We start from the raw sequence: 23,757 nt of genomic DNA, 5'->3' as shown, positions 1-23,757 counted from the left end.
TTAAAAACTCCTTACTCATTTATAATTTCTTTTCTACAAGTAAATACTATAACAGGATATAAAAAGTTTGTAAAGTGTTTTCTCTTTACCAATTTAAATTTGTCTAAAATTTGTTTATAAAAAGATGGATTTCTATCTAACTATACTCAAAATAATTCTCCTAATCCCTTATATATTCAATTAACGGATTAGGAGAATTTATTTATACTCGATTTTGAAAGTGAATGCTTGCCTGGGGTAAGGCTCGAGTCTTTAGTCTCTCGGGTATACTATTCCCCTGGGCGTCATCACTTTACAAAATCGTGACAATTACTTGTTAGTAACTTATTTTAAATTAAAATGGTAAATTCATTCCTTGGAATGGATTGCTACCTTTTTTGCCTTTTTTACCTTTTTTATTGCTACCAGTAAATTGTTTCATCATTTTTTTCATTTCGCCAAATTGTTTAATCAATCTATTCACTTCTTGTAATGAACGACCAGAACCTTTAGCGATACGACGTTTTCTAGAAACGTTCAGTATTTCTGGATTACTTCTTTCTTCTAATGTCATAGATCTAATAATAGCTTGAACATTATCTATTTGTTTAGGATCCATGTTTGCATTTTTCATGCCCTTCATTTTATTAGCTCCAGGTATCATGTTCATTAAATCATCTAATGGACCTAAGTCTTTAACTTGCTCTAGCTGATCTAAGAAATCATCGAATGTAAACGCAGAAGTTCGCATTTTCTTTTCTAATTCTTTAGCTTTTGTTTCATCTACACCTTGTTGAGCTTTTTCGATTAAACTTAATACATCACCCATACCTAAGATTCTAGATGCCATACGTTCTGGATGGAATAATTCAAGTCCATCTAATTTTTCACTCATACCGATAAATTTAATAGGTTTTTCAGTTACAGAACGAATAGATAGCGCAGCACCACCGCGTGTGTCTCCGTCCAATTTCGTTAATGTAACACCTGAAATATCTAAAGTTTCATCAAATGATTCTGCTACATTTACAGCATCTTGACCAGTCATTGCATCTACAACTAACATAATTTCATCAGGTGTAGAAACTTCTTTCACATCAACCAACTCATTCATTAATGCTTCATCAATATGAAGTCGTCCAGCTGTATCAATAATAACAAAATCCAAGTGTTCTTCTTTAGCATATTTTAATGCATTTTCCGTAATTTCTTTAGGACTTACTTGATCTCCTTCAGTATAGACAGGGACATCTATTTGTTTACCAACTGTCTGTAATTGTTGAATAGCAGCCGGTCTATAAATATCACATGCTACTAATAAAGGCTTTTTATTATAATTTTTTCTCATTAGCATAGCTAATTTACCAGCAGTTGTCGTTTTACCTGCACCTTGTAAACCAACCATCATCACTACTGTTGGTGGCTTAGTACTCATATTAATTTTGCTATTTTCTCCACCCATTAAAGCTGTTAATTCGTCTTGAACAATTTTAATAACTTGTTGTCCAGGTGTTAAAGATTGCATAACATCTGCGCCAAGGGCACGTTCTGAAACAGTGTTAACGAATTTCTTTACGACTTTAAAGTTAACGTCTGCTTCTAATAATGCTAAACGTACTTCACGCATCATTGCTTTAATATCTTGTTCAGTTACCTTACCTTTACCTTTGATGCGTTGCATCGTGGCTTGAAGTCTCTCGGATAAACCTTCAAATGCCATAATTTCTCCTCCTATTCAAGAATCTCTAAGCGTTTTATAGCTTGCTTAATTTCTTGATTATCTGATGACAATCTTTTTAATTCTTGTATTATAGACTGTCTTTCTTTAAATTTTTTAAAGAGTTGCAATTTCGTTTCATATTCTTCTAACAACTCATCTGTCCGTTTTATATTATCATATACAGCTTGTCGACTCACTTGATAAGTCTCTGCAATTTCACTTAAAGCATAATCTTCCAAATAATATAGTTCTAAATAGTTGCGTTGCTTTTCAGTTAATAATCCTTGATAAAAATCAAACAGATAATTCATGCGCATTGTTTTGATTAAATCATTATTTTCTTTCATCTTCATCCACTTCTTCAGTTGTATTTTCAACACTGTCATTTGATTCAATCATATCAGCAAATAACCCATATACGTAACTTTCAGCATCAAATGGTTGTAAATCATCCATTTTTTCACCTAATCCTACAAATTTAACTGGAATTTGTAGTTCATTACGTATGGCTAATACAATACCACCTTTTGCTGTACCGTCAAGCTTAGTTAACACAATGCCTGTTACTTGAGTTACTTCTTTAAATGATTTGGCTTGAGATAAAGCATTCTGACCTGTCGTTGCATCTAAAGCTAACAATACTTCGTGTGGTGCACCAGGAATATTACGATCTATAACTTTTCTTACTTTCTGTAATTCATTCATCAAGTTCGCTTTGTTTTGTAATCTTCCAGCTGTATCACAAATTAAAACATCCGCTCCACGACTTTTAGCAGCGTTAACTGCATCATACATTACCGCAGCTGGATCTGAGCCTTCTTTTTGACTGATGACTTCAACGCCAACTCTTTCTCCCCATACTTGTAATTGTTCAATTGCACCTGCACGGAAAGTGTCACCAGCGGCTAATATTACTTTTTTACCTTCTTGTTTATATCTATGCGCTAATTTACCGATTGTAGTCGTTTTCCCAACTCCATTAACACCGACCATCAATATAACGTTTAATCTGTCATCCTCAATGTCCATGCGGTCAATCTCTTGATCACCTTGAACATATATGTCTACGATTTTTTCTACAATTACTTCTCTAAGCTCTTCTGTTTCAGTAATGTTTTGACGTTTAGCTTCCATACGTAGCTCATCAACAAGTTCCATTACTGTATTAAATCCTACGTCTGCTTGAATTAACATTTCTTCTAACGCTTCAAAGAAATCTTCGTCGACTTTTCTGTAAACAGCTAACAAGTCATTTAATTTATTTTGGAAATTCTCTCTAGATTTTTCTAGACCTTGCTTAAATTTAGCACCCAGTTGTTCTGATTCCCACTCTTCAAATTCATCTAAAGACATTAAACCATCATTAAGTTCTACCGCTTCAGGATTTTGTTTTTCATTTGATTCGGGAGGTAAATCTTCTATAGGTTGTTCCTCTTTAGTTTCAATTTCATCTTTTTTTACTTCATCGCTTGGTGCAAATTTATTTTTTAATCGTTTAAAAAAACTCATGACTGCAATGCCTCCAATTCTTCATCTTTAATTGATTTTAAGTTAACACTCACAAGTTTAGATATACCTGCCTCTTGCATTGTCACACCATATAAACTATCTGCGTATGACATTGTACCTTTTCTATGTGTAATAACAATAAATTGTGTATCTGCTTTTAGTTTATTCAAGTACTCAGCATATCTAATAACATTATGTTCATCAAGCGCTGCTTCAACTTCATCTAGTATAACAAATGGCGCTGTTCGTACGTTCAAAATAGCAAATAACAAGCTAATTGCTGATAGTGCACGTTCTCCACCGCTTAATAAAGATAAGTACTGTCTATTTTTGCCTGGTGGTTGTACAACAATTTCCACGCCTGAATCAAGTATATCTTTATCAGTCAATTGAAGTTCAGCTCTACCACCATTAAATAAAGTTTTAAATACGTTACCAAAATGTTGATTCACTTCATCAAATGTTTCTTTAAATCGTGTAGATACTTCACTATCCATTTCTAATATTACTTGTTCTAGTGTTTCTTTAGCTTCTAGTAAATCTGTTCTTTGATCACTTAAGAAAGTATACCTCTCATTAACCTCTTTAAATTGCTCGATAGCATTCAAATTAACATGACCTAATTCTTCGATAGACATTTTAGTGAGTTTGACTGTTTTACGTGCTTCTGAAATATCTTCAGGCATTTCATACATCGACTCAGCTTTTTCAAATGTAAGTTGATACGTATCACTTAAGTGCGTCAACTGGTGTTCAATCATTATATCTATTTTCGAATGTTTACTTACCATATCTTGTAGACCTGTTTCTATTCCAGAAATACTTTGCCTTAATGTTTCTATGTCTTCCTCAAGTTTTTGAATTTCTTCTTGAATAGCTCTATACATATCTTGTTGTTCTGACATTTTCGTTTCTATTTCAAGTTTCGTATTAGTACTTTGTTCTATATGTTTTTCAACTTCATCAAACTGACTTGTACCACTGTATTCATCCGAGTTAACTAATTCAATTTGATCTAAAATTTTTGTTAATGTATTTTCATTTTCATTTAAATCCTCAGTTAACCGTTTTTTATCCTGTACTTTCAGACGATTTCTCTCTTTTTCCACTGCGAGGTTTGATCGTTTTTCATTCAATAAATTTTGTATCGTTTTTTCACTATCTTTGTTATTAGATAACGATGCGTTTAATTGATTGATTTCTTCATCTATTAACTTAAGGCGTCCTTGAATTTCAGCAAGTAATGATTGTTTTTCTTTTAATGTTTCTTGCCCTTTTATGAAATTATAGCCATCGTTCTTTTCAAACTCGAACGTTTCATTTTCATCTATTAAACGTTTTTCTTTTGCTAAAATAGAATCTAACTGCAATGTCACTTCGTGTTCACTTGCTCTAAGTTCCGTGCCTTTTTCTTGTGTTTCTGAAAGTGTTTTTTCTAATTGTTGAATTTCTTCTTTTAAATTTTTAACTTTCGATTCTACTTGTGTTGTCTGTTTCATAAAGTTATCGTATTTATCTTCAGTTGTCTTAAGTTCATCTTTTTGAGATAAGAGACTCGCTTTTTTCTCTTTACCTCCACCAGTCATCGCACCTCCAGGAGTAATAATATCTCCATCTAGTGTTACAATTCTATGTTTAAATTGAATTGTTCTAGCTAGCTCATTAGCAGTTTCTAAACTTTCCGCAATAATCGTACTACCTAATAAATGCTCTACTATATTGCGATACTGTTCATCAAACTGGACACCTTCTGATGCTACTGTAACAAATCCAGGACTGTTTTTAATTTGATTTACTACATTATCTGGTATAAATCTCTTTTTGATGACATTCATTGGCAAAAATGTTGCTCTACCTAACTTTTTATCTTTTAAATATTTAATCGCTAATCTTGCATCTTTCTCTTCTCGAACAATAATATGCTGTAATGAAGCTCCAAGCGCAATTTCAACTGCTGTAGTTAACTGCGTAGGCGTATCAATAATTTCAGCTACTGCTCCTTCTATGCCTTTTAAAGATTTTTCCTTTAGTACATGCTTTACACCAGAATAAAAACCAGAATAATCTTCTTGCATACTTTTAAGTGTATTAATACGTGTTTTCATTTGTTCAGTGTATCTATATGCTTGATAAAGTTTAGATTCAGACTCTTTATATTCTGTTTCTTTCTCTTTTAAAATCGCGTAATCAGATTTATATTTTTCCGTTGTTTCTTTCAAATCTGTTTCAATTTGTTCTAATTGTTTACCTACTGTTTCTTTCTCTTTCCAGACATTTTGTAAATGATCATATACTTCTTTTTGACGACCATCTAACCTTGATTGTTTTTCTTGATGAGTTGCTAATTTATCTTCTAAAAATCTAATATCATTATTTATATCAGATTGTTCTGTCATCAATTGATAATATTGATCTTTCAGTTCTTCAATACGTTCCTCGAAAGAACCTTCATTATTAGAAAGTTGGCTTTCAAGTTGATTAATCTCTTGAAGCATTACTTGTTGTTTTTCCTTAAATGAAGATAGTTCAACATCGATTTCTTTAATTTGATTAGTTATTTTATCAATACGAGATTGCGTAAGGTTTTTATCTTCTTCTAATCTTTCATTTGTAGCATCACTATTTTTTTGTCTTTCTTTTAAAACTTCTAATTGACCTGTGTAACGCTCTAATGATTCTGTCGCTTCTACTAAAGCTTTATTAGATTCTTGTATTTTAAATGAAATTTGATCACGATTCTTTTTCTTATCATTCAACTTAAATGTTAATTCATCTAATTCAGAAGTCTTTTGATTTTTTTGTGCTTGAAAATGCTCTATATCAGTTTCTAATTGTTTGAAATCTTTATTTAAGCTTTGAATATCATAAACAGTAACTGTAATATCACTCTTTTTCATTTCTTCTTTCAAAGAAAGATATTCTTCAGCAATTGCTGCTTCTTCCCTTAAAGGTTCTACACGTGCTTCTAAATCGAATACAATATCTTCAACTCGGTTTAAATTTTGCTCTGTTTCTTCAAGTTTAGTAGTCGCTTCTTTTTTACGTTTTTTATATTTAAGTACACCAGCAGCTTCTTCAATTAAATAACGTCTATCGCTAGGTTTAGCATTTAATACTTCATCAACTTTTCCTTGAGATATAATGCTAAAAGCTTCTTTACCTAATCCTGAATCTAAAAACAAATCTAATATAGATTTCAATCGAGTTCTTTCATTATTAAGATAATACTCACTGTCACCATTACGATATAATCTTCTTTCAACTGTGATTGTGTCTTCATCTATATTAAGTTTTCTAGAATGATTGTCTAAAGTTAATTTCACTTCAGCGTATTGACATTTTTTTCGTTCTTTAGATCCATTAAAAATAATATCTTCCATCTTCGACCCTCGAAGACTCTTGGCAGATTGTTCACCAAGCACCCATTTTATAGCGTCCGTTATATTACTTTTACCACTACCATTTGGGCCGACTATTGCAGTTACACCATTATCAAATTCAACATGTGTATTTTCTGCAAATGATTTAAATCCGTATGCATCTATCGACTTTAAATAAACCATAAATTACTCCTTAACGACTATTATTCAGCGCTTTTTTAGCTGCATTTTGTTCAGATTCTTTCTTCGTTCGACCTTCACCAATTTCTAAAGCTTCCCCATTTAATAACACCTCTGAGGTAAATAACTTGTGATGAGCTGGTCCACTTTCATCGAGTAGATGATAAGTAATGACACCTTTATTACGTCTATGCATGAACTCTTGAAGCTCAGTCTTATAATCTCTATTAGCGGTATAATTATCATCTATAACATGAGGGTAAACCACCTTATTTAAAAAGGTTTCTACACTTTCTATCCCTTTGTCCAAATACAATGCACCTACAAACGATTCAAAAGCATCAGCAATTAAAGACGGGCGTTCACGTCCGCCGGTCTTCTCTTCGCCTTTACCAAGAAGTAATAATTCGTTCATGTTCAAACTCATTGCAAATGTTACAAGTGATGGTTCACATACAATTGATGCGCGCAGTTTAGTTAACTTACCTTCAGGCAATAATGGAAATTTCTTATACAAAAACTGTGACACCGTCAATTCTAACACCGCATCTCCTAAAAATTCTAAACGTTCATTATGACTTAATTTATCCAGTTTAAAATCATTAATAAAACTAGAATGCGAAAAAGCTTGAATATAAATATCATAATTTTCAAATTCAATATCTAGATTGGACATAAACTGATCAAATTTAACTTTGAATTGCATTATGATTTGAGATTTGTTCTTAGACATTTGTTTCCTCCTAACATTATGTTTCCTATCTATTTTACGTTAAATAACATAAAAAAAAAAGAATATTATCATAAACTTATTTATCTAGACAACAATCGTAAACTATTGAGCAAAAATACATAAAAATACTCCTAATCTAAAAATTAATAAATAACAGATTAAGAGTATTTTAAGAAAAGCTTAACATTTATACCTTTAACATATTAATTGGGTCTAATAAACCACATTTCTGTTTCATAATTATGAGTAATACGCTGTGCTACTTCTGTCTTATCTTCACCGCCACCATACCAGTTTTGATCTAAGCTTTGGAATTGATTTAAATTACCGTCAGCATTACCATTTGTAACAATAGCTGTATGGCCCGCTCCTGAGCCAAAATCTTCATTAAATACAACAATGTCACCTGGTTTAGCCACAAAAGATGGCGTGTTTTTATAAACAGTTGCCTCACCTGTAAAGTCATTTGCAGTAGGTATATCTTTAGCGTAGTCACCATGTAAACCATGACCATATAAATAATTCCAATAATAATTAACTAAATCGAAACATTGCCAACCATAATAGCCATCGAAGTCCCACCCTTTACCTTCTAATGAATTTATATAATCCATTGCAGCTGATGAAGACTTAGTTGCTTCTTCCTTAACTTTACTTGCTTTTTTATCATAATTTCTATGATCAACTTCAATATTCTGTATCTTAGGTGATTTATCTTTTGAGGTACCTTCCTTTGCATCAACTTGAGCATTCAAATTCAAAACTGCCAAACTCGTAAGTGCCATCGTTAATAAAAATTTTCTGTTACCTTTCATATATCCCCCTTATGATTTATGTATATTAATTATTCCGTATGGAATAATTACAACATTTTAACATAATAATAGATATGTGAATAGTTCATCATTTGTGTATGAGTGATTTAAAACTAACTATATCAGCATATAAAAAATCCCGTTAGGCATATACCTACGGGATTTTGTAAAGTGGATTATTTCTCTAATGATTCAATATATTTAACAGCGTCACCAACTGTGTTGATTTTTTCTGCTTCCTCATCAGGGATTTCCATATCAAATTCATCTTCTAATTCCATTACTAATTCAGCAATATCTAGAGAATCAGCACCTAAATCATCTTTAAATGAAGCTTCAGGTGTTACTTTTTCAGCGTCTACTCCTAGACGATCTACAATAATGTCTTTTACTTTATCGAAACTTGCCATTCCATTCACCTCCTTTAAATAATTTAAAACCTTTATATTTCACACTAACATGAATAATACCAAATTATTGCATGTACATGCCACCGTTAACATGAATTGTTTGGCCAGTAATGTAATTTGCTTTTTCACTCGCTAAAAATACTACTGTGTGCGCAATATCACTATCTTCACCAAAACGGTCTAAAGGTATCTGTGATTTCATTTGTTCTTTTAACTCATCTGATAATTGATCAGTCATATCAGAAACAATAAATCCTGGTGCAACAGCATTACATGTAATGCCTCGAGATGCTAATTCACGAGCGAATGTTTTCGTCATACCTTCTACACCTGATTTTGTTGCAACGTAGTTAATTTGTCCTGGGTTACCTACTGAACCTACTACACTAGACAAGTTAATAATACGTCCTGATTTTTGTTTTAACATCGGTCTTGTAACTGCTTGTACACAGTTAAATACACCTTTTAAGTTTGTATTGATTACATCATCCCACTCGTTTTGTTTCATTCTCATAAGTAAGTTATCACGTGTGATACCAGCATTATTTACAAGTACGTCGATGGTTCCAAATTGATTTAATGTTTCTTTAATCATTGCTTTTACTTCGTCTTGTTCGCTTACGTTAGCTTGTATTGCGAATGCGTCTACGCCGAAAGTTTTTATTTCAGAGACAACTTCTTCTGCTTTTTCTTTATTCCCAGCATAATTGACTACAATGTTATAACCTTCTTCACCTAGTTGTAATGCTATTTTTTTACCTATGCCTCGAGAAGCGCCTGTTACAAGTGCAGTTTTTGTCATTATTCATTCCATCCTTTAACATCATCAATTGTTTGAATTGAAGTTATTTTAACATCTCTGCTTATTTTTTTAACAAGTCCTGATAAAACTTTGTTTGGACCTATTTCTATAAAGTGATCAACACCATCTGCAATTAAATATTCAATGGATTGACTATATTCAACTGGTGAGAACAATTGTTTTACCATATTTTCTTTAATTACGTTATGGTCTGTTTCTGGTTTAGCATGAACGTTTTGTACAATTGGGTGTTCTGCGTCGTGCCATTCAAATTGATCTATGTATGCTTTGAAATCTGCAGCAATAGTTTTCATCATAGAAGAATGGAAAGGACCAGATACTTTTAATGGCATAACACGTTTAGCACCTAATGATTTACCTTCTGATACTAATTTTTCAATTAAAGTTGTGTGACCAGAAACTACAATCTGACCAGGACAGTTTATGTTCGCTGGTTCTATTATTTCATCTTCTGTTGATAATTTTTCACAAATTTCTCTAACTTCTTCAATATTTAATCCTAATACTGCAGCCATTGAACCTACGCCTTGAGGAAACGCTTCAGACATTAATAGTCCACGTTTATGTACAATTTGAACTGCATCTTCGAATTTTAATACACCTTCTGATACTAATGCTGAATATTCACCTAAACTATGCCCTAAAGCATAATCATAGTTTATATCTTTTAAAGTATTCATCAGTGCAGTACTATGTGTTAATAAAGCTGGTTGCGTATATTCAGTTAAACCTAATATACCTTCTGAATCTTTAAACATAACATCTAATAAATCGAATGATAATGATTCATTAGCTCTATCTAGGATAGAAGTAGCGTTGATATCTGTTTGGTATAAATCTTCTGCCATACCTACTTTTTGTGATCCTTGACCAGGAAACATGATTGCTATTTTACTCAATTACATCACCTACTGCCTTTCTCATTTTATCTACGATTTTTGTATCTGCAGCGAGTTTTGCTTGTCTTATCGCGTTATAAAATGCACGCTCATTAGAAGAACCATGCGCTTTTACTACAACGCCATTTAATCCTAGTAACACAGAACCGCCATATTCTGCATAATCCATTTTATCACGAATTTTATTGATGTCTTTTTTTAATGTCAATGCAGCGAGTTTATTTTTAGTTGATGAAAACATTGCTTCTTTCATCATTTTAAAAATAGCACTAGCAGTACCTTCGATTGTTTTTAAGACCATATTACCACTATAACCATCTGCAACAACAACATCACATGCATCTAATAATAAAGATTTTGACTCTACGTTTCCAATAAAATTATCAAAACTTTCTTGTTTTAATAATTGGTATGTCTTTTTAGTTTGTTGATTACCTTTTGATTCTTCAGTACCAATGTTCAGTAAAGCTAATGATGGGTTATCAATGCTTCTAACTTGTTTAGCATAAATTTCGCCCATTTTTGCATATTGCACTAAATGTTCAGGTTTAGCATCAGAATTCGCACCAATATCTAAAAACACAAAACCTTTACCCGTAACCGTAGGGAATGTTGCGACAAGCGCTGGTCTTTCTATGCCTTTAATTCTTCCAACAATAAATAAGCCACTACTCATCAACGCTCCTGTATTCCCCGCAGATACACAACCTTCTGCCTTACCTTCTTTCACAGCCTGAGCCATTAATACCATAGATGAGTTTTTCTTTCTTTTTATAGCTCTTACAGGTTCATCATCCATTGTTATCTTCTCATCAGTATGTGTAAAAGTGATGCGTTCGTGTTCAAAATTATATTTCTTTTCATCACCAAAAAGTAATATTTCTAAATCTGGAAAATCATTTACGGCATTTTTTACCGCTTCTATTACGATATCTGGAGCTTCATCTCCACCCATCATATCTACCGCAATTTTAACCATTTTTTTCACCCTCGCTTGCATAATACATTTCAAATTGTCCTTTAAATACTGTCTCTCCATGCACTGTACTTGTTACATCAACTTTAGCAATATGTTTAGATTTATTAATCACCGTAGCTTTAGCAATTACCCGTTCATTCAATTTAACTGACTTTATAAATTGTACAGAACCTTTAGTCGTTAAAGCTAATTCATCATTAATAAGTGCAACACATAGAGAATTTGCTTGGGCGAATATATAGTGCCCTCTCGCAATTTTATTTCTTGTAAAAACATGTTCATCTTTAATATCTAAAAGTGAAATTGCGGATTTATCTAATTCTATGTCTATAATTTCACCAATTACATCTTCTATTGGTAATGATTTAATTTCATCATGTTGTTTTGTTGCAACGTCTTTAATACGACGCCTTAATTCAGGAATGCCAAGCTCCATTCTATCTAATCTAATAGTTTGGATGCTTACATTAAAATATTCACTTAACGTTTCGTCAGTAACAAACGGTTCTTCTTTTAATCGATTTGTAAGTTCTTTCTGACGATTTGCTTTTGTTAATTTCATCTCATCCAAATCCATTCTATTATGTACTTATAGCTATAATTAGCACCTGCTATCATGACCTACCTTATTTATACTAACACGGGCACGACAATATTCTCAACAAATTATACAATAAAAAACGAGTGAAATTTATTTTTTTCACTCGCTTGGTCTTAATTATGCACTTTTTTCTTCAATTGCTGTGTAAATCATACGTTCTTCAAACAATAAAGTATCAGGATTATAAGAATCACATGTAATTAAAGTAAGTTGGTTTGGCTTATCTTTATGCTCATTTAACACTTCTACTTGTGTTGGCTTAACATTTTTAATATTATCAATTTTAAAAGTTTTTTTACCTTCTTTAGTAATCAATTCTACTTTATCTCCAATTTTCGCTCTATCCAAATAGTTAAAGCGAATACCAGCTCCTTCGACTCTATGACCAGCTATTGCAACATTTTGTTCTGTAAGTTTTTCACCTTCATCTACTAATGATAAACCATTTTTTAAATTTTGTTCTGTTGCAGGACCTTTAAAAATCGGCTCATTAATATCAGCTGTCGGTATTTTTAAATAACCAACCATATTATCATTTATTTCAAGCTCATTCATTTCCGTCTTCGTAATCCAAGATTCAACAGGATTTACTTTTACTTTATTATCTTGATTTTCGTATGAAGTAATCACTTTATCATTTACGCGTTCTGTAAAGTATGTTCTAACGTCATTCCAAAAGAATATCGTGATCGATACTAAAATGAGTAAAACACCAATTGTTCTTAATACCCATCTCATAATACTTACCTACTCTCAAATAATGGTAATTTAAATTTATACAATCGACTTTCTCTTGTCAATCGAAATTTTGCTCTTCCATTGTTTCTTGTACTAACAGTCTCAATTTATCATATTTAGGTTTGAAAAACTCACCCGATTGAACCAATTCGCTTGCTTCATCTCTCGCTACTTCAAGCATTCTATAGTCTTCCACTATATTTGCTACTCTAAAGTCTGGTAAACCACTTTGTTTAACACCAAAGAAATCACCAGGGCCACGCATTTCTAAATCCCTTTCAGATAAATAGAAACCATCTGTAGATTCTGTCATAATATGCATTCTTTCAACACCACTTTCAGTTTTTGGTGAAGCAACAAGTGTACAGTAACTTTGATGATTACTTCTTCCTACTCTTCCTCTTAATTGATGTAGTGTCGATAATCCAAATCTATCAGCATCATATATTATCATAAACGTAGCATTCGGAACGTTAACACCTACTTCAACTACAGTTGTTGAAACTAAAATAGCAATTTCATTATTGCTAAATCGATTCATAATATGGTCTTTTTCATCTGATGTCATTTTACCGTGGAGTAAACCAACTTTTTCAGATCCAAACTTCAATTGGAGTTGTTCATATATTGCAGTAACATTTTGGACATCTAATGCTTCGCTCTCTTCAATGAGTGGACATATTACATAAGCTTGTCTACCTTTAACTATCTCACTATTAAGTTGATTTAACACACTATCGATTTCATCGTGTTTTGCCCACGAAGTGATGATTTCCTTACGACCTTTGGGCATTTGTTTAATAGAGGAAACGTCCATTTCTCCAAAAGCTGATATAGATAACGTTCTAGGAATGGGTGTCGCAGTCATAAATAATACATTTGTATCTGCACCTTTTTCTCTCAACTTTTTACGTTGATTCACGCCAAATCTATGTTGTTCATCAATAATAACTAAACCAATATCATTAAATTCAACATCATCTTGTATAAGAGCATGTGTACCTACTAATATATCTACTTGTCCAGCTCTTAATTGTTCAAGTAAAAGCTTTCTTTTTTTACCTTTTACCGAACTGGTTAATAAAGCCACGTTCAAACGACCTCCAAATAACTCGTCTAAACTAATAGCATGTTGTTCCGCCAAAATTTCTGTAGGGACCATTAATGCACTTTGCTTATTCGCATTAAACATTGCATAAATAGCAATAGCAGCCACAACTGTTTTTCCTGAACCAACATCACCTTGTAAAAGTCTGTGCATCTTTATAGGTGCTTTTAAATCTCTGAAAATCTCGTTCACGCTACTCTTTTGAGCATCTGTTAATTCAAATGGCAACGTATCTATAAATTCTTTAACATCTTGAACATTATAATTTAAACCTTCAATTTTATTTGCTTCTTTCTCAAGCTTACTTAACCACTTCATTTTAAGTTGAAATAAAAATAGCTCATTAAAAGCAAAAGTTCGACGTGCCATTTTTAAATAATCAAACTCTATTGGTCTATGTAAAATTGGAATAACATCTTTTAAAGACATCAATTTATATTTACTAATTAAATCTTCTGATAACCATTCGTCAATATCTACTAAACTTAACGCTTGTTCAATATATTTATTAAGTTGCTTTTGCTTTAGTCCTTCTTTTAAACGATATATTGGCGTTAATGTATTGCCACCTTCTTGTCTTTCGGCCATTACTTTCTGTCCAGTAATAATCTGCTTTTTTTGCTCCCATTTCCCTTTTATAGTTACAGTTTCGCCCATTACTAAACGTTTTTTTAAATATGGTTGATTAAAGAAAGTCACTTTTACTGCAATATTATTTATCATCATATGACATGTGAGTTTCGAACGATTTCTACCAAAAAAAGCTACTGTTGGAGATGAATAAACTTCTCCTGTAACCGTCACAACATCACCATCTGATGCTTCATTTAAATTAATAACAGATTCATCTTCATAACGTGTCGGTAAATACAAAACTAAATCTTCTAATGTATGAATATTTAACTCATTCAATAATTGAAGACTTTTCGGGCCAACACCTTTTAATTCTTGTAGTGTGTGATTAGTATATATCAGATGTTGCTTTTTCATTTTTATCACCTAAATTAATTAATACTACTATTATAGAACATTTATATTTATTAAACCAATTGTTAAGAAAGACATGGGAGAAGATAATAGTAGTTTCCCTGAAATAATATGTACATTAGAAGCACCGACATAAATATATACTTTCAATACCGAATATATAAATAAAAGCTCCTAAGCCGTTATCTAAAAACAACGGATTAGGAGCTTTACTATGAAATTAGGAATGTAATCCTTTCACATAGCGCTTTTATTGTTTATGAATTTCCGAAAATTTCTTGTTTCAATCTTTCACCTGTTGGTGTACCTGCTAAGCCACCTCTACCTGTTTCTCGAAGCGCTGAAGGCATTGTTTGCCCTATTTTGTACATAGCTTCGATTACTTCATCTGTAGGTATTCGTGACGTTACACCTGCTAATGCCATATCAGCTGAAATAATAGCATTTGAAGCACCAGCAGCATTACGTTTAACACATGGTACTTCTACAAGACCGGCTACTGGATCACATACTAATCCAAGCATATTTTTCAAGCTGATCGCAAATGCTTCAGCAGACTGTTGTGGTGTACCTCCAGCCATTTCAACTGTAGCTGCTGCACTCATTGCTGCTGCAGATCCAACTTCAGCTTGACAACCGCCTGCAGCACCAGAAATTGAAGCATTATTAGCAACAACAAAACCAAATGCTCCTGTTGTGAATAGAAAATGAATCATATCTTCTCTTGATGGATTCAGTCGTTTTTTTAATGCAAACAATACGCCGGGCGCTACACCAGCGGACCCTGCTGTTGGCGTTGCACATATTTTACCCATCGCTGCATTTACTTCATTAGTCGCGACTGCTTTACTTACAGCATCTATCATTAAGTCTCCAGAAAGTGATTTACCGCTTTCTAAATAATCTTGTAATAATACAGCATCCATACCAGTTAATCCTGTAGTGGAAGTCACACCATTAATACCACGCTCTATAGCTTTCTCCATTGTATCAAGGTTACGTTCCATATTTTTATACACTTCTTCTTTGGAGAGCTTTGTTACGCTTATTTCTTGTTCAATCATAACTTCGTATATTTTTTTATTTTCTTTTTCACATATTTCTATAAGTTCTTTTACACTTTGAAACATTATAACCCTCCTTTTTAACTTACCCCATTAATGACACAGTTTGTACGCCGTCAATTTCTTGTATTTTGTTTAATACTTCTTGTGGTATATCATCGTCCAATTCGCAAGTCATTAAAGCGAGTTCACCTTTTTCTTTACGAGCTACTTGCATACTGCCAACATTAATTCGATATTCACCAAAGACATTTGTAACTTTCCCAATTGTCCCAAAAGTATCTTTATGAAAGACAAGTAACGCTGGATAATTACCACTGATTGCTATCTTAAATCCATTGATGGCAACAATTTCAACTTTACCGCCACCTATAGAAATACCTTCTACTGAAATTTCTAATTCTTCATTACGCATACTAATAATCGCAGTGTTAGGATGTGATCTTTCTTCGAACATCTCTATAAAATTAACCTCAATACCTTGTTGTTCTGCATCTTTTAGACTTGTTTTAATTCTATCATCGTCTGTATCGTATCCTAAAAGACCACCCACAAGTGCGACATCTGTTCCATGTCCTTTATAAGTTTCCATAAAAGAACCATATAAATATATATCTACATGCTTCGGCTTCCCATTAAAAAGCCCTCTAGCTATTAAGCCGATTCTAACTGCCCCAGCAGTATGAGATGATGATGGTCCAACCATAACAGGACCTATAATGTCAAAGACACTTGTATATTTCATCAATTATCACTCATTTCTCTTTTGATTTCACCATACCATTATAACAACTTTACTAAATTTTGTAAGCGTTTTAAAACATAAAAAACAACAACGTCAAATTATTAACATTGTTGTTCTTCATTGCTTTTAATTATTCAACTGAGAATAAGAATGAATAAATAGGTTGATCGCCTTGATGTACTTCAATTTCAACATCTTCATAGTGTTCTTCAACATAAGTTTCTAGTTGACTCACTTCTTCGTCAGTTGCATCTTCACCTTTAATGATTGTTAAAATCTCACTATCTTCATCCAGCATATCATCAATTAACTTTTGACTAACAGCTACATGATCAGAATCACTTACTTTAATTTTACCTTCATTAATTCCCATGAATTCGCCTTTTTTAATTGTGATGCCATCAATATTCGTATCTCTTACTGCATAAGTAACAGATCCAGATTTAACGAATTGCATTGCATCTTCCATTTGTGCTTTGTTTTCTTCTATAGACTGCTCTAAATTGAAGTTTAACATTGCTGATAAACCTTGTGATACAGTCTTAGATGTAACGACAGCTACTGGAATATCAACTAATTGTTCAACTTGTTCAGCTGCCATAATGATATTTTTATTATTTGGTAGAATAATTGCTTTCTTACAACCAGATTCTTTTACTACTTTTACAATGTCTTCAGTCGATGGATTCATAGTTTGTCCACCGCTAATTACATGAGTTGCACCAAGTGATTTAAATAATTTAGTGATACCGTCACCCATCGAAATTGTAATCACTGCAGTGTCAATTTCTTCTTGTTTTTCTTGTTTTATTTTTTTATCTGCACTTTTTCTTAACACTTCTCTATGTTGTTCGCGCATGTTTTCAATTTTTATTTTAATAAGTTCACCATATTGGCTACCATATGTTAACACTTCACCAGGCGTTTCTGAGTGTACATGGACTTTAACAATTTCATCATCAGAAATAACTAATAATGAGTCACCAAATTCACTCATATCTTGTCTAAATTGTTCTTCATCAAATGGTTTTTTATCTTTATCGAATCGCACCATAATTTCTGTGCAGTAACCATAAACAATATCTTCTGTATCGATAATGCCGCCAAAATCATGATCATCATTTATAAATTCGTCAGTATCTACTTTTCCTCTGTTTGGAGCTATTTTTTCTCCTTTTAAAGTAGCAAGGAATCCTTCATAAACAAACATCAAACCTTGTCCACCACTATCGACAACACCTACTTCTTTAAGTACAGGTAGTTGGTTTGGTGTATTGTCTAGTGCTACTTGACCTGATTCAATAAGCGCTTCCATTACAGTAATAATATCATCTGTTGTCTCAGCCGACTTTACAGCAGCCTCACCAGCTTCTCTTGCTACTGTTAGTATTGTACCCTCAACAGGTTTCATAACAGCTTTATACGCTGTATTAACACCTGCTTGGAACGCTTTAGCAAATTGTATAGCATCTATTTCATTTTCATTTTCAATTGATTTAGAAAAACCTCTAAATAACTGGGATAATATTACACCTGAGTTTCCTCGCGCTCCCATCAATAAACCTTTAGAGAAAACTTTTCCTACTTCTCCTATATGTGCGCTGTTTTGGGTTTTCACTTCACCTGCGCCCGATGACATAGATAAGTTCATGTTTGTACCTGTATCACCATCTGGAACTGGAAATACGTTTAAAGAATCTACAAAATCTGCATTGTTTGATAAACTATCTGACCCTTGAACGATCATATCAGCAAACAATTTGCCGTCAATCTTTTTCATACTCTAATTGCCTCCCTATGCTTCCTCATCATCATTAATCACACGAACACCTTGGATATATATGTTTACTGCGTTGACTTTTAATTTTAATGATTGCTCCAAAGTATATTTAACAGCAGATTGAACATTGTTTGCTATTTCTGAAATTTTAGTTCCATAACTCACAATTATATACATATCAACGTCAAGCACACCTTCATTTTGAGATACGATAACGCCTTTAGAGTAATTATCTCGCCCTAAAATCTCAGCAATTCCATCTCTTACTTGATGCTTACTTGCCATTCCAACAATACCATAACATTCTACAGCAGCTCCGCCTGCTAATGTTGCAATAACATCATTTGATATATCGATACTGCCATACTCATTTGTAATTTCTAAAGTCATGATTTCGTCCCTCCTAATAATCTAGAATATATACGTATTTATCTTCATTATTTATGTTCTTTTTAATTATACTTAAAATAACATTCAAATCGCAAGAATTCATCATTTTATTTTTTTTACGTAAGCAACGTTTTCACAAGATATAATTATAACAAATAAACTCAACTTTAAAATACTTTTAGCGAAATTTGTTGATATTTTTTCTTATTTTTGTAAATTAGATATTGAAATGGCATAATACGCGTGTTATATTATTAAAGTGTGTAAACGTAAATAAATGTGTATTTATATTTCATTAAAGGAGGATATTTATGGCTAAAGAATGTTTCGTAACAGGTCGTAAAGCTAGAACGGGTAACCATCGTTCTCACGCATTAAATGCTAACAAACGTCGTTGGAACGCTAACTTACAAAAAGTTAGAATTTTAGTTGACGGTAAACCTAAACGTGTATGGGTTTCTGCTCGTGCTCTTAAATCAGGTAAAGTTACACGCGTTTAATGAATATAAGTCACATATAGTAAAGAGAACCTTTGTGTGGAAGGTTCTCTTTTTTTATATGTCTTTACTTTGAATAATTAATATATTTCCTAACTCAACTTGTACGAAACCTCGTTCCAATCCCCCTTTAAACTCATTGCTAATGGTTAACGTAGAACCTTGATCTAGTGTTGTAAATGGCAATTCATATTTCAACTCATCTAATTTAATTCTAATACCTGTATTTAAAGGTACAAATGATACATAAGTCATATCTCCTACTCTAAATATTTCGTGTTTCCCAGGTTTTAAAACACTTATATGATTTTGTTGATCAATAAGTGAAATTTTAAAATCTTGCTTTAAAAATTCTGGTTTTGTTAAAATTTGAATCGCACCCATATAGTGATCTAATCTGCCACCTGTTGCTCCATAAATTTCTATTTCAGTATAGCCCATATCAACCGCTAAATTTACTGCTAACGCTAAATCTGTATCATCTTTTTCTTTTTTGACGGGATAAACATCTATAGCTTTCCTTATTTGTTCTAACTCTTGTTCATTAACAGAATCAAAATCCCCAACTGCTGATATAGGCTTAATTTGATTGTTAACCAACTCTAAAGTGCCTCTATCTACACCGATCCAGTCTACATTTTTATCATCAAATAGATTAGATGGAATATTTCTAACGCTACATAATAATTTTACTTTCAAAGTTAATCACCCTTTAATTTAAGTACAGGTTGCTTATAATCATCATGTTTAAAATAATAAGATCCTGCTACTAATATATCAGCACCCTTGTCTATGCATTGAGCACTTGTGGTTTCGTTGATACCACCATCGACCTCTATTTCAAAGTTTAAACCGTGTTCTTGTCTGTACTCATTTAACCATTCTATTTTATCTAAAGTTGTTTCTATGAATGATTGGCCACCAAACCCAGGATTAACTGTCATGATTAGAACAAAGTCAACATCTTGTAATATTTGAGCTGTTAATTCTATAGGTGTACCTGGATTAACTACAACTCCAGCCAATTTATCATGTGACTTTATTTGTTGTATAGCTCTATGAATGTGAGGTGTTGCTTCGTAATGAACCGAAACCATATCACTCCCAGCTTCACAGAATAAATCTATCATTTGTTCTGGATTTTCAATCATCAAGTGTGTATCAATCGTCATATCAGTTACTTTTCTTAATGATTCTAGTATTGGTAATCCTATTGAAATGTTAGGAACAAATTGTCCATCCATTACGTCAAAATGTAATATATCTGCTCCACTTTCACGAACTTTATCTACTTCTTCTTTTAAAATTGAAAAATCACATGCTAATAGTGACGGTGCTATTTTGACCATTAATATCTTACCTTTCTATTTTGTATTTCTTCGAATAACGCTACATAATGGTTATATCTCGTTTTATAAAATTCTCTTTCTTCGATTAAAGTTTTAACTGCGCACTTTGGTTCGTTAATATGTGTACAATTTCTAAATTTACATTCTGATTTTACTTCTTCAAATTCAGGAAAATAATTTGTTAAATCTTCTTTTTCAATATGAGAAAAATCCAATGCACTAAACCCTGGAGTATCAGCCAAAAATCCATCTTCCATTTCAAAAAGTTCGACATGTCTAGTAGTATGTTTTCCTCTATTTAATGCTTTAGAAATCTTGTTTGTTTCAATATTTAAGTCTTCAAATAATCGATTCATCATAGATGACTTTCCTACACCTGACTGACCACTTAAGACGATAATACCTTTTATGAGTGGCTTGATTGTTAATGACAAATCATCGTCATTACCGACAAAAATTGTTTCATAGCCAATCATTTTATATTCATTTAACAACTGTTTAATCTGTGCGCTTTGTTCATCAGTAGCCAAGTCTTTTTTTGTGACACATATGACTGGTGAAATATTATATGAATGAACTACGACTAAAAAACGGTCCAAAAGCTGTTGACTCAGTTCTGGTTCTACTGCGCTCATCACTACAATTACTTTATTAATGTTCGACACAGGAGGTCTTAGTAATATATTCTCTCTTTCATGAATATGTTGAATATAGCCACCGGTTTCATTCTCTACTTGAAAATCAACAATATCCCCAACTGTTGGTGATGTTTTCTTTTTACGAAATAAACCTCTAGCTTTTGTTATATAAACTCCATCTTCAGTTTGAACCGAATAATCACCGCTAATCGATTTTATTATACGACCTGTTTTCAATTTAACACCTACCTATTTTTTTATTATAGCTAACTATAAGTTTATGGTTTCTTAAACGATACCACGACTTCAGTTCCTTCATCAATCTCACTTTTTATATCGATATCTGCATCATGATATTGAATAATAGATTCTACTATAGATAATCCCAAACCATTGCTGTCTGCATGGATATTATGTGATTGATCACCTTTATAAAATCTATCTTTTATTTGTGATAGTTGTTCTGGTGACATGCCGAAACCTTCATCGATAATAGAAACATACGTTTTGTTTTCATCATAAAATAATTTAATTTGAATCATACTAAATTCTGGTGAATATTTAATAGCATTGTTTAAAATATTATAAAATGCTTGATATAGTAACTTAGAGTTCCCTTTAATATTTATTTCTTCTAAATCAAACATAACTGACATATCTTTTTCATCAATAAAATAATTTAAATTTCTCACTATGTCTTTTAATAACTTATCCAGCTCTATATCATCATCAAAAGTTAAATGTTCACTGTTATCTAATTCAGATAACAATAACAGTTGCTTCGTCAAATTACTCAATCTATAAGCTCTGCTATAAATATCTTCAATAATTTGAGTTCTCTTATCAGCGTTTTGTTCATGTTCAAGTTCTCTTAGTAAGCTTAAAATTGATTGTAATGGTGATTTAATTTCATGGGATACATTTTGAACGAAAGATTGACGCATTGTATCTAGTTGTTTTAATTCATCTCTCATCCTTATAAACCTTTTTTGAAGTACTCCAATTTCATCATCACGAGTTACTTTAATATCAACATCAAAATTACCCTTACCTATAGCTTTAGTTGTTCGCATCAACCTTCTAATTGGCGTTGTTAACGAATAGCTAGAGAACATAACTAGTGTGAGTGAAATTATAATTAATAAAACAAGTAATATCGCTAAGAATACTCTAAATTCACCTAACATCGTCCCTACGCTTGGTCTCATGAATAGGGCATAATGTTCTCCATTATGATTGATTTTAAGACCTACTGTATTCCTCGTTTCATTGTCAAAAAAGCCTGTTATAAAAATATTAAATGGTCTTTGTTTTATTCCATGATAATCTTTACCATCTAAAACTTTCGTAACTTCATCTTTGTCTAAATTAAATTTCCTAAATGAATCACCATAATAAGTAGCCTTTTGTTTTTCATCATATAGAATGGCTTGATAATGCAAATCACTGACGTGGTTTAAATACGTATCCAAAGATACACCTTCATCATCATCGATATATTTTTGTACCTTTTTTAAAGTTTGCATCACTTTTTGGTCGTTTTTATTTTTCAAATCTATATGATAATAAATATTGGTTAAAACGAATCCAAGAACAGAACTTATTATCATTACTACAATCGTATAAATGGTGATACGCTGAGCTAATGATTTAAACTTCACCTTCTAGCACCACCTTATAACCAACACCTCTTACAGTTTTAATAAGCACGTCGCTATTTAATTTTTCAAGTCTTTTTCTCAAACGTTTAACATGAACATCTAACGTCCTTTCATCACCTTCAAAATCTAATCCCCAAACAACTTCTATAATGCGTTCTCTTTGTAACACTTTATCTTTGTTTCTCATTAAATAATCTAATAGTGTAAATTCCTTTTTGGGTAGTAGCATTGATTTTTGATTAATGGTTATTTCCATATCGATAGAATTAACTGTAGTATTGCCTATTTTCAATTCGTTAGAAGTATTAATTTGAAATCTTCTAAGAACAGCTTTAATTCTAAAAATTAATTCTTTCATTTCAAATGGTTTAGTAACGTAATCGTCCGTACCAGCTAAAAATGCATTTTCTTTATCACTAAGTTCATCCCGAGCAGTTAACATAATGACTGGTACATCAAAGCTGTCTTTTAGCATTTTACAAAGTTCAAATCCATCAATACCTGGCATCATAATATCAACAACAGCAATATCTATATGTTGATGCTCTACAACATCTAAAGCTTCTTCTCCATTTAAACTCGTAATAACATGTATATTTTCACGCTCTATTTCTCTTTTTAAATCATTCAAAATAAATCGATCATCATCTACAACTAAACAGTTAACCAAGCTATCACCTCTTACTTCCTATCATACCAAAAATTGAATAAAAAATTCTCATAATACCTTATTTTTCTATTTAATTTATGAAAAAATATGAGGCTAGGACAT

The 23,757-nt window shown here is 32.2% G+C and carries 23 protein-coding genes; 1 reads left to right on the top strand and 22 read right to left on the bottom strand.

The window, feature by feature from the left end; translation table 11 throughout:
* Nucleotides 1-334: 334 nt before the first annotated feature.
* The 17 genes from ffh to ACO6VN_RS04875 form a co-directional block, all read right to left on the bottom strand.
* The gene (ffh, locus tag ACO6VN_RS04955) at nt 335-1,699 is read right to left on the bottom strand and encodes a signal recognition particle protein (RefSeq protein ID WP_064204043.1); all 1,365 of its coding nucleotides are present in this window, start codon (nt 1,697-1,699) and stop codon (nt 335-337) included.
* Nucleotides 1,700-1,710: 11 nt separating this feature from the next.
* Entirely contained in the window at nt 1,711-2,046 is a 336-nt protein-coding gene (locus ACO6VN_RS04950) for a putative DNA-binding protein (protein WP_017000108.1), read from the bottom strand.
* Nucleotides 2,033-3,208, bottom strand: a complete 1,176-nt coding sequence (gene ftsY / locus ACO6VN_RS04945) for a signal recognition particle-docking protein FtsY (RefSeq protein WP_017000109.1) — start codon at nt 3,206-3,208, stop codon at nt 2,033-2,035. The genes ACO6VN_RS04950 and ftsY overlap by 14 nt, the downstream gene beginning before the upstream one ends.
* Complete coding sequence (gene smc / locus ACO6VN_RS04940) at nt 3,205-6,771, bottom strand: chromosome segregation protein SMC (protein WP_422404296.1); 3,567 nt, start codon at nt 6,769-6,771, stop codon at nt 3,205-3,207. The genes ftsY and smc overlap by 4 nt, the downstream gene beginning before the upstream one ends.
* A gap of 10 nt (nt 6,772-6,781) precedes the next feature.
* Nucleotides 6,782-7,501: a ribonuclease III gene (gene rnc / locus ACO6VN_RS04935; protein WP_017000111.1), complete on the bottom strand. Its 720-nt coding sequence runs from the start codon at nt 7,499-7,501 to the stop codon at nt 6,782-6,784.
* 203 nt (nt 7,502-7,704) lie between these two features.
* Nucleotides 7,705-8,316, bottom strand: a complete 612-nt coding sequence (locus ACO6VN_RS04930) for a CHAP domain-containing protein (RefSeq protein ID WP_216683874.1) — start codon at nt 8,314-8,316, stop codon at nt 7,705-7,707.
* Between the two features lie 176 nt (nt 8,317-8,492).
* Nucleotides 8,493-8,726, bottom strand: coding sequence for an acyl carrier protein (locus tag ACO6VN_RS04925; protein ID WP_017000113.1), 234 nt, complete (start codon nt 8,724-8,726; stop codon nt 8,493-8,495).
* A gap of 64 nt (nt 8,727-8,790) precedes the next feature.
* Nucleotides 8,791-9,528, bottom strand: a complete 738-nt coding sequence (gene fabG, locus ACO6VN_RS04920) for a 3-oxoacyl-[acyl-carrier-protein] reductase (protein WP_422404295.1) — start codon at nt 9,526-9,528, stop codon at nt 8,791-8,793.
* Complete coding sequence (gene fabD / locus ACO6VN_RS04915; RefSeq protein WP_017000115.1) at nt 9,528-10,448, bottom strand: ACP S-malonyltransferase; 921 nt, start codon at nt 10,446-10,448, stop codon at nt 9,528-9,530. The genes fabG and fabD overlap by 1 nt, the downstream gene beginning before the upstream one ends.
* A complete protein-coding gene (gene plsX / locus ACO6VN_RS04910) occupies nt 10,441-11,427 on the bottom strand; it encodes a phosphate acyltransferase PlsX (protein ID WP_216683872.1) in 987 nt (328 codons plus the stop codon). The genes fabD and plsX overlap by 8 nt, the downstream gene beginning before the upstream one ends.
* Nucleotides 11,420-11,989, bottom strand: a complete 570-nt coding sequence (gene fapR, locus ACO6VN_RS04905; protein WP_026023680.1) for a transcription factor FapR — start codon at nt 11,987-11,989, stop codon at nt 11,420-11,422. The genes plsX and fapR overlap by 8 nt, the downstream gene beginning before the upstream one ends.
* A 156-nt stretch (nt 11,990-12,145) precedes the next feature.
* Nucleotides 12,146-12,766 carry a class A sortase gene (locus ACO6VN_RS04900; protein ID WP_082892475.1) on the bottom strand — a complete coding sequence of 207 codons (621 nt, stop codon included), beginning with the start codon at nt 12,764-12,766 and terminating at the stop codon, nt 12,146-12,148.
* Between the two features lie 58 nt (nt 12,767-12,824).
* On the bottom strand, nt 12,825-14,864 hold the full coding sequence (gene recG / locus ACO6VN_RS04895) for an ATP-dependent DNA helicase RecG (RefSeq protein ID WP_194200817.1): 2,040 nt from the start codon (nt 14,862-14,864) through the stop codon (nt 12,825-12,827).
* 254 nt (nt 14,865-15,118) lie between these two features.
* Nucleotides 15,119-15,991 (bottom strand): L-serine ammonia-lyase, iron-sulfur-dependent, subunit alpha, encoded by an 873-nt coding sequence (gene sdaAA, locus ACO6VN_RS04890; protein WP_064204051.1) that lies wholly within the window; start codon nt 15,989-15,991, stop codon nt 15,119-15,121.
* Between the two features lie 19 nt (nt 15,992-16,010).
* Nucleotides 16,011-16,670, bottom strand: coding sequence for an L-serine ammonia-lyase, iron-sulfur-dependent subunit beta (sdaAB, locus tag ACO6VN_RS04885; RefSeq protein ID WP_017000121.1), 660 nt, complete (start codon nt 16,668-16,670; stop codon nt 16,011-16,013).
* A 130-nt stretch (nt 16,671-16,800) separates the two neighbouring features.
* Nucleotides 16,801-18,450, bottom strand: coding sequence for a fatty acid kinase catalytic subunit FakA (gene fakA / locus ACO6VN_RS04880; protein ID WP_422404294.1), 1,650 nt, complete (start codon nt 18,448-18,450; stop codon nt 16,801-16,803).
* Nucleotides 18,451-18,465: 15 nt separating this feature from the next.
* Nucleotides 18,466-18,840, bottom strand: a complete 375-nt coding sequence (locus ACO6VN_RS04875; protein ID WP_017000123.1) for an Asp23/Gls24 family envelope stress response protein — start codon at nt 18,838-18,840, stop codon at nt 18,466-18,468.
* A gap of 311 nt (nt 18,841-19,151) precedes the next feature.
* On the opposite strand from ACO6VN_RS04875, the gene rpmB reads away from it, so the two are divergent.
* Nucleotides 19,152-19,340 (top strand): 50S ribosomal protein L28, encoded by a 189-nt coding sequence (rpmB, locus tag ACO6VN_RS04870; protein WP_017000124.1) that lies wholly within the window; start codon nt 19,152-19,154, stop codon nt 19,338-19,340.
* A 54-nt stretch (nt 19,341-19,394) separates the two neighbouring features.
* Here the strand turns inward: rpmB and ACO6VN_RS04865 are convergent, their stop codons facing one another.
* From ACO6VN_RS04865 to ACO6VN_RS04845, 5 genes are read right to left on the bottom strand one after another with little or no spacing between them, the layout of a single operon-like run.
* Nucleotides 19,395-20,036: a thiamine diphosphokinase gene (locus tag ACO6VN_RS04865; RefSeq protein ID WP_194200819.1), complete on the bottom strand. Its 642-nt coding sequence runs from the start codon at nt 20,034-20,036 to the stop codon at nt 19,395-19,397.
* Between the two features lie 2 nt (nt 20,037-20,038).
* Entirely contained in the window at nt 20,039-20,686 is a 648-nt protein-coding gene (gene rpe, locus ACO6VN_RS04860) for a ribulose-phosphate 3-epimerase (protein ID WP_194200820.1), read from the bottom strand.
* Complete coding sequence (gene rsgA / locus ACO6VN_RS04855) at nt 20,686-21,561, bottom strand: ribosome small subunit-dependent GTPase A (protein WP_064211540.1); 876 nt, start codon at nt 21,559-21,561, stop codon at nt 20,686-20,688. The genes rpe and rsgA overlap by 1 nt, the downstream gene beginning before the upstream one ends.
* 41 nt (nt 21,562-21,602) lie before the next feature.
* The gene (locus ACO6VN_RS04850; protein ID WP_194200822.1) at nt 21,603-22,985 is read right to left on the bottom strand and encodes an ATP-binding protein; all 1,383 of its coding nucleotides are present in this window, start codon (nt 22,983-22,985) and stop codon (nt 21,603-21,605) included.
* Nucleotides 22,975-23,655 carry a response regulator transcription factor gene (locus tag ACO6VN_RS04845; RefSeq protein WP_017000128.1) on the bottom strand — a complete coding sequence of 227 codons (681 nt, stop codon included), beginning with the start codon at nt 23,653-23,655 and terminating at the stop codon, nt 22,975-22,977. Before ACO6VN_RS04845 ends, ACO6VN_RS04850 begins: the two co-directional genes overlap by 11 nt.
* Between the last annotated feature and the right edge of the window lie 102 nt (nt 23,656-23,757).

The sequence above is a fragment of the Mammaliicoccus sp. JADD-157 genome, from assembly GCF_049310805.1.
Lineage (GTDB): Bacteria > Bacillota > Bacilli > Staphylococcales > Staphylococcaceae > Mammaliicoccus > Mammaliicoccus lentus.
This window is presented reverse-complemented; position numbering and strand designations above follow the sequence as displayed.

Bases quoted from the DNA above. Each gene is read 5' to 3' on its own strand.
- smc (WP_422404296.1), bottom strand. From the start codon at position 6,771: ATGGTTTATTTAAAGTCGATAGATGCATACGGATTTAAATCATTTGCA.
- rnc (WP_017000111.1), bottom strand. From the start codon at position 7,501: ATGTCTAAGAACAAATCTCAAATCATAATGCAATTCAAAGTTAAATTT.
- sdaAB (WP_017000121.1), bottom strand. From the start codon at position 16,670: ATGAAATATACAAGTGTCTTTGACATTATAGGTCCTGTTATGGTTGGA.
- ACO6VN_RS04925 (WP_017000113.1), bottom strand. From the start codon at position 8,726: ATGGCAAGTTTCGATAAAGTAAAAGACATTATTGTAGATCGTCTAGGA.
- ACO6VN_RS04950 (WP_017000108.1), bottom strand. From the start codon at position 2,046: ATGAAAGAAAATAATGATTTAATCAAAACAATGCGCATGAATTATCTG.
- fabG (WP_422404295.1), bottom strand. From the start codon at position 9,528: ATGACAAAAACTGCACTTGTAACAGGCGCTTCTCGAGGCATAGGTAAA.
- fapR (WP_026023680.1), bottom strand. From the start codon at position 11,989: ATGAAATTAACAAAAGCAAATCGTCAGAAAGAACTTACAAATCGATTA.
- ACO6VN_RS04875 (WP_017000123.1), bottom strand. From the start codon at position 18,840: ATGACTTTAGAAATTACAAATGAGTATGGCAGTATCGATATATCAAAT.
- ffh (WP_064204043.1), bottom strand. From the start codon at position 1,699: ATGGCATTTGAAGGTTTATCCGAGAGACTTCAAGCCACGATGCAACGC.
- rpe (WP_194200820.1), bottom strand. From the start codon at position 20,686: ATGGTCAAAATAGCACCGTCACTATTAGCATGTGATTTTTCAATTTTA.
- sdaAA (WP_064204051.1), bottom strand. From the start codon at position 15,991: ATGTTTCAAAGTGTAAAAGAACTTATAGAAATATGTGAAAAAGAAAAT.
- rpmB (WP_017000124.1), top strand. From the start codon at position 19,152: ATGGCTAAAGAATGTTTCGTAACAGGTCGTAAAGCTAGAACGGGTAAC.
- plsX (WP_216683872.1), bottom strand. From the start codon at position 11,427: ATGGTTAAAATTGCGGTAGATATGATGGGTGGAGATGAAGCTCCAGAT.
- recG (WP_194200817.1), bottom strand. From the start codon at position 14,864: ATGAAAAAGCAACATCTGATATATACTAATCACACACTACAAGAATTA.
- ACO6VN_RS04900 (WP_082892475.1), bottom strand. From the start codon at position 12,766: ATGAGATGGGTATTAAGAACAATTGGTGTTTTACTCATTTTAGTATCG.
- ACO6VN_RS04930 (WP_216683874.1), bottom strand. From the start codon at position 8,316: ATGAAAGGTAACAGAAAATTTTTATTAACGATGGCACTTACGAGTTTG.
- ftsY (WP_017000109.1), bottom strand. From the start codon at position 3,208: ATGAGTTTTTTTAAACGATTAAAAAATAAATTTGCACCAAGCGATGAA.
- fakA (WP_422404294.1), bottom strand. From the start codon at position 18,450: ATGAAAAAGATTGACGGCAAATTGTTTGCTGATATGATCGTTCAAGGG.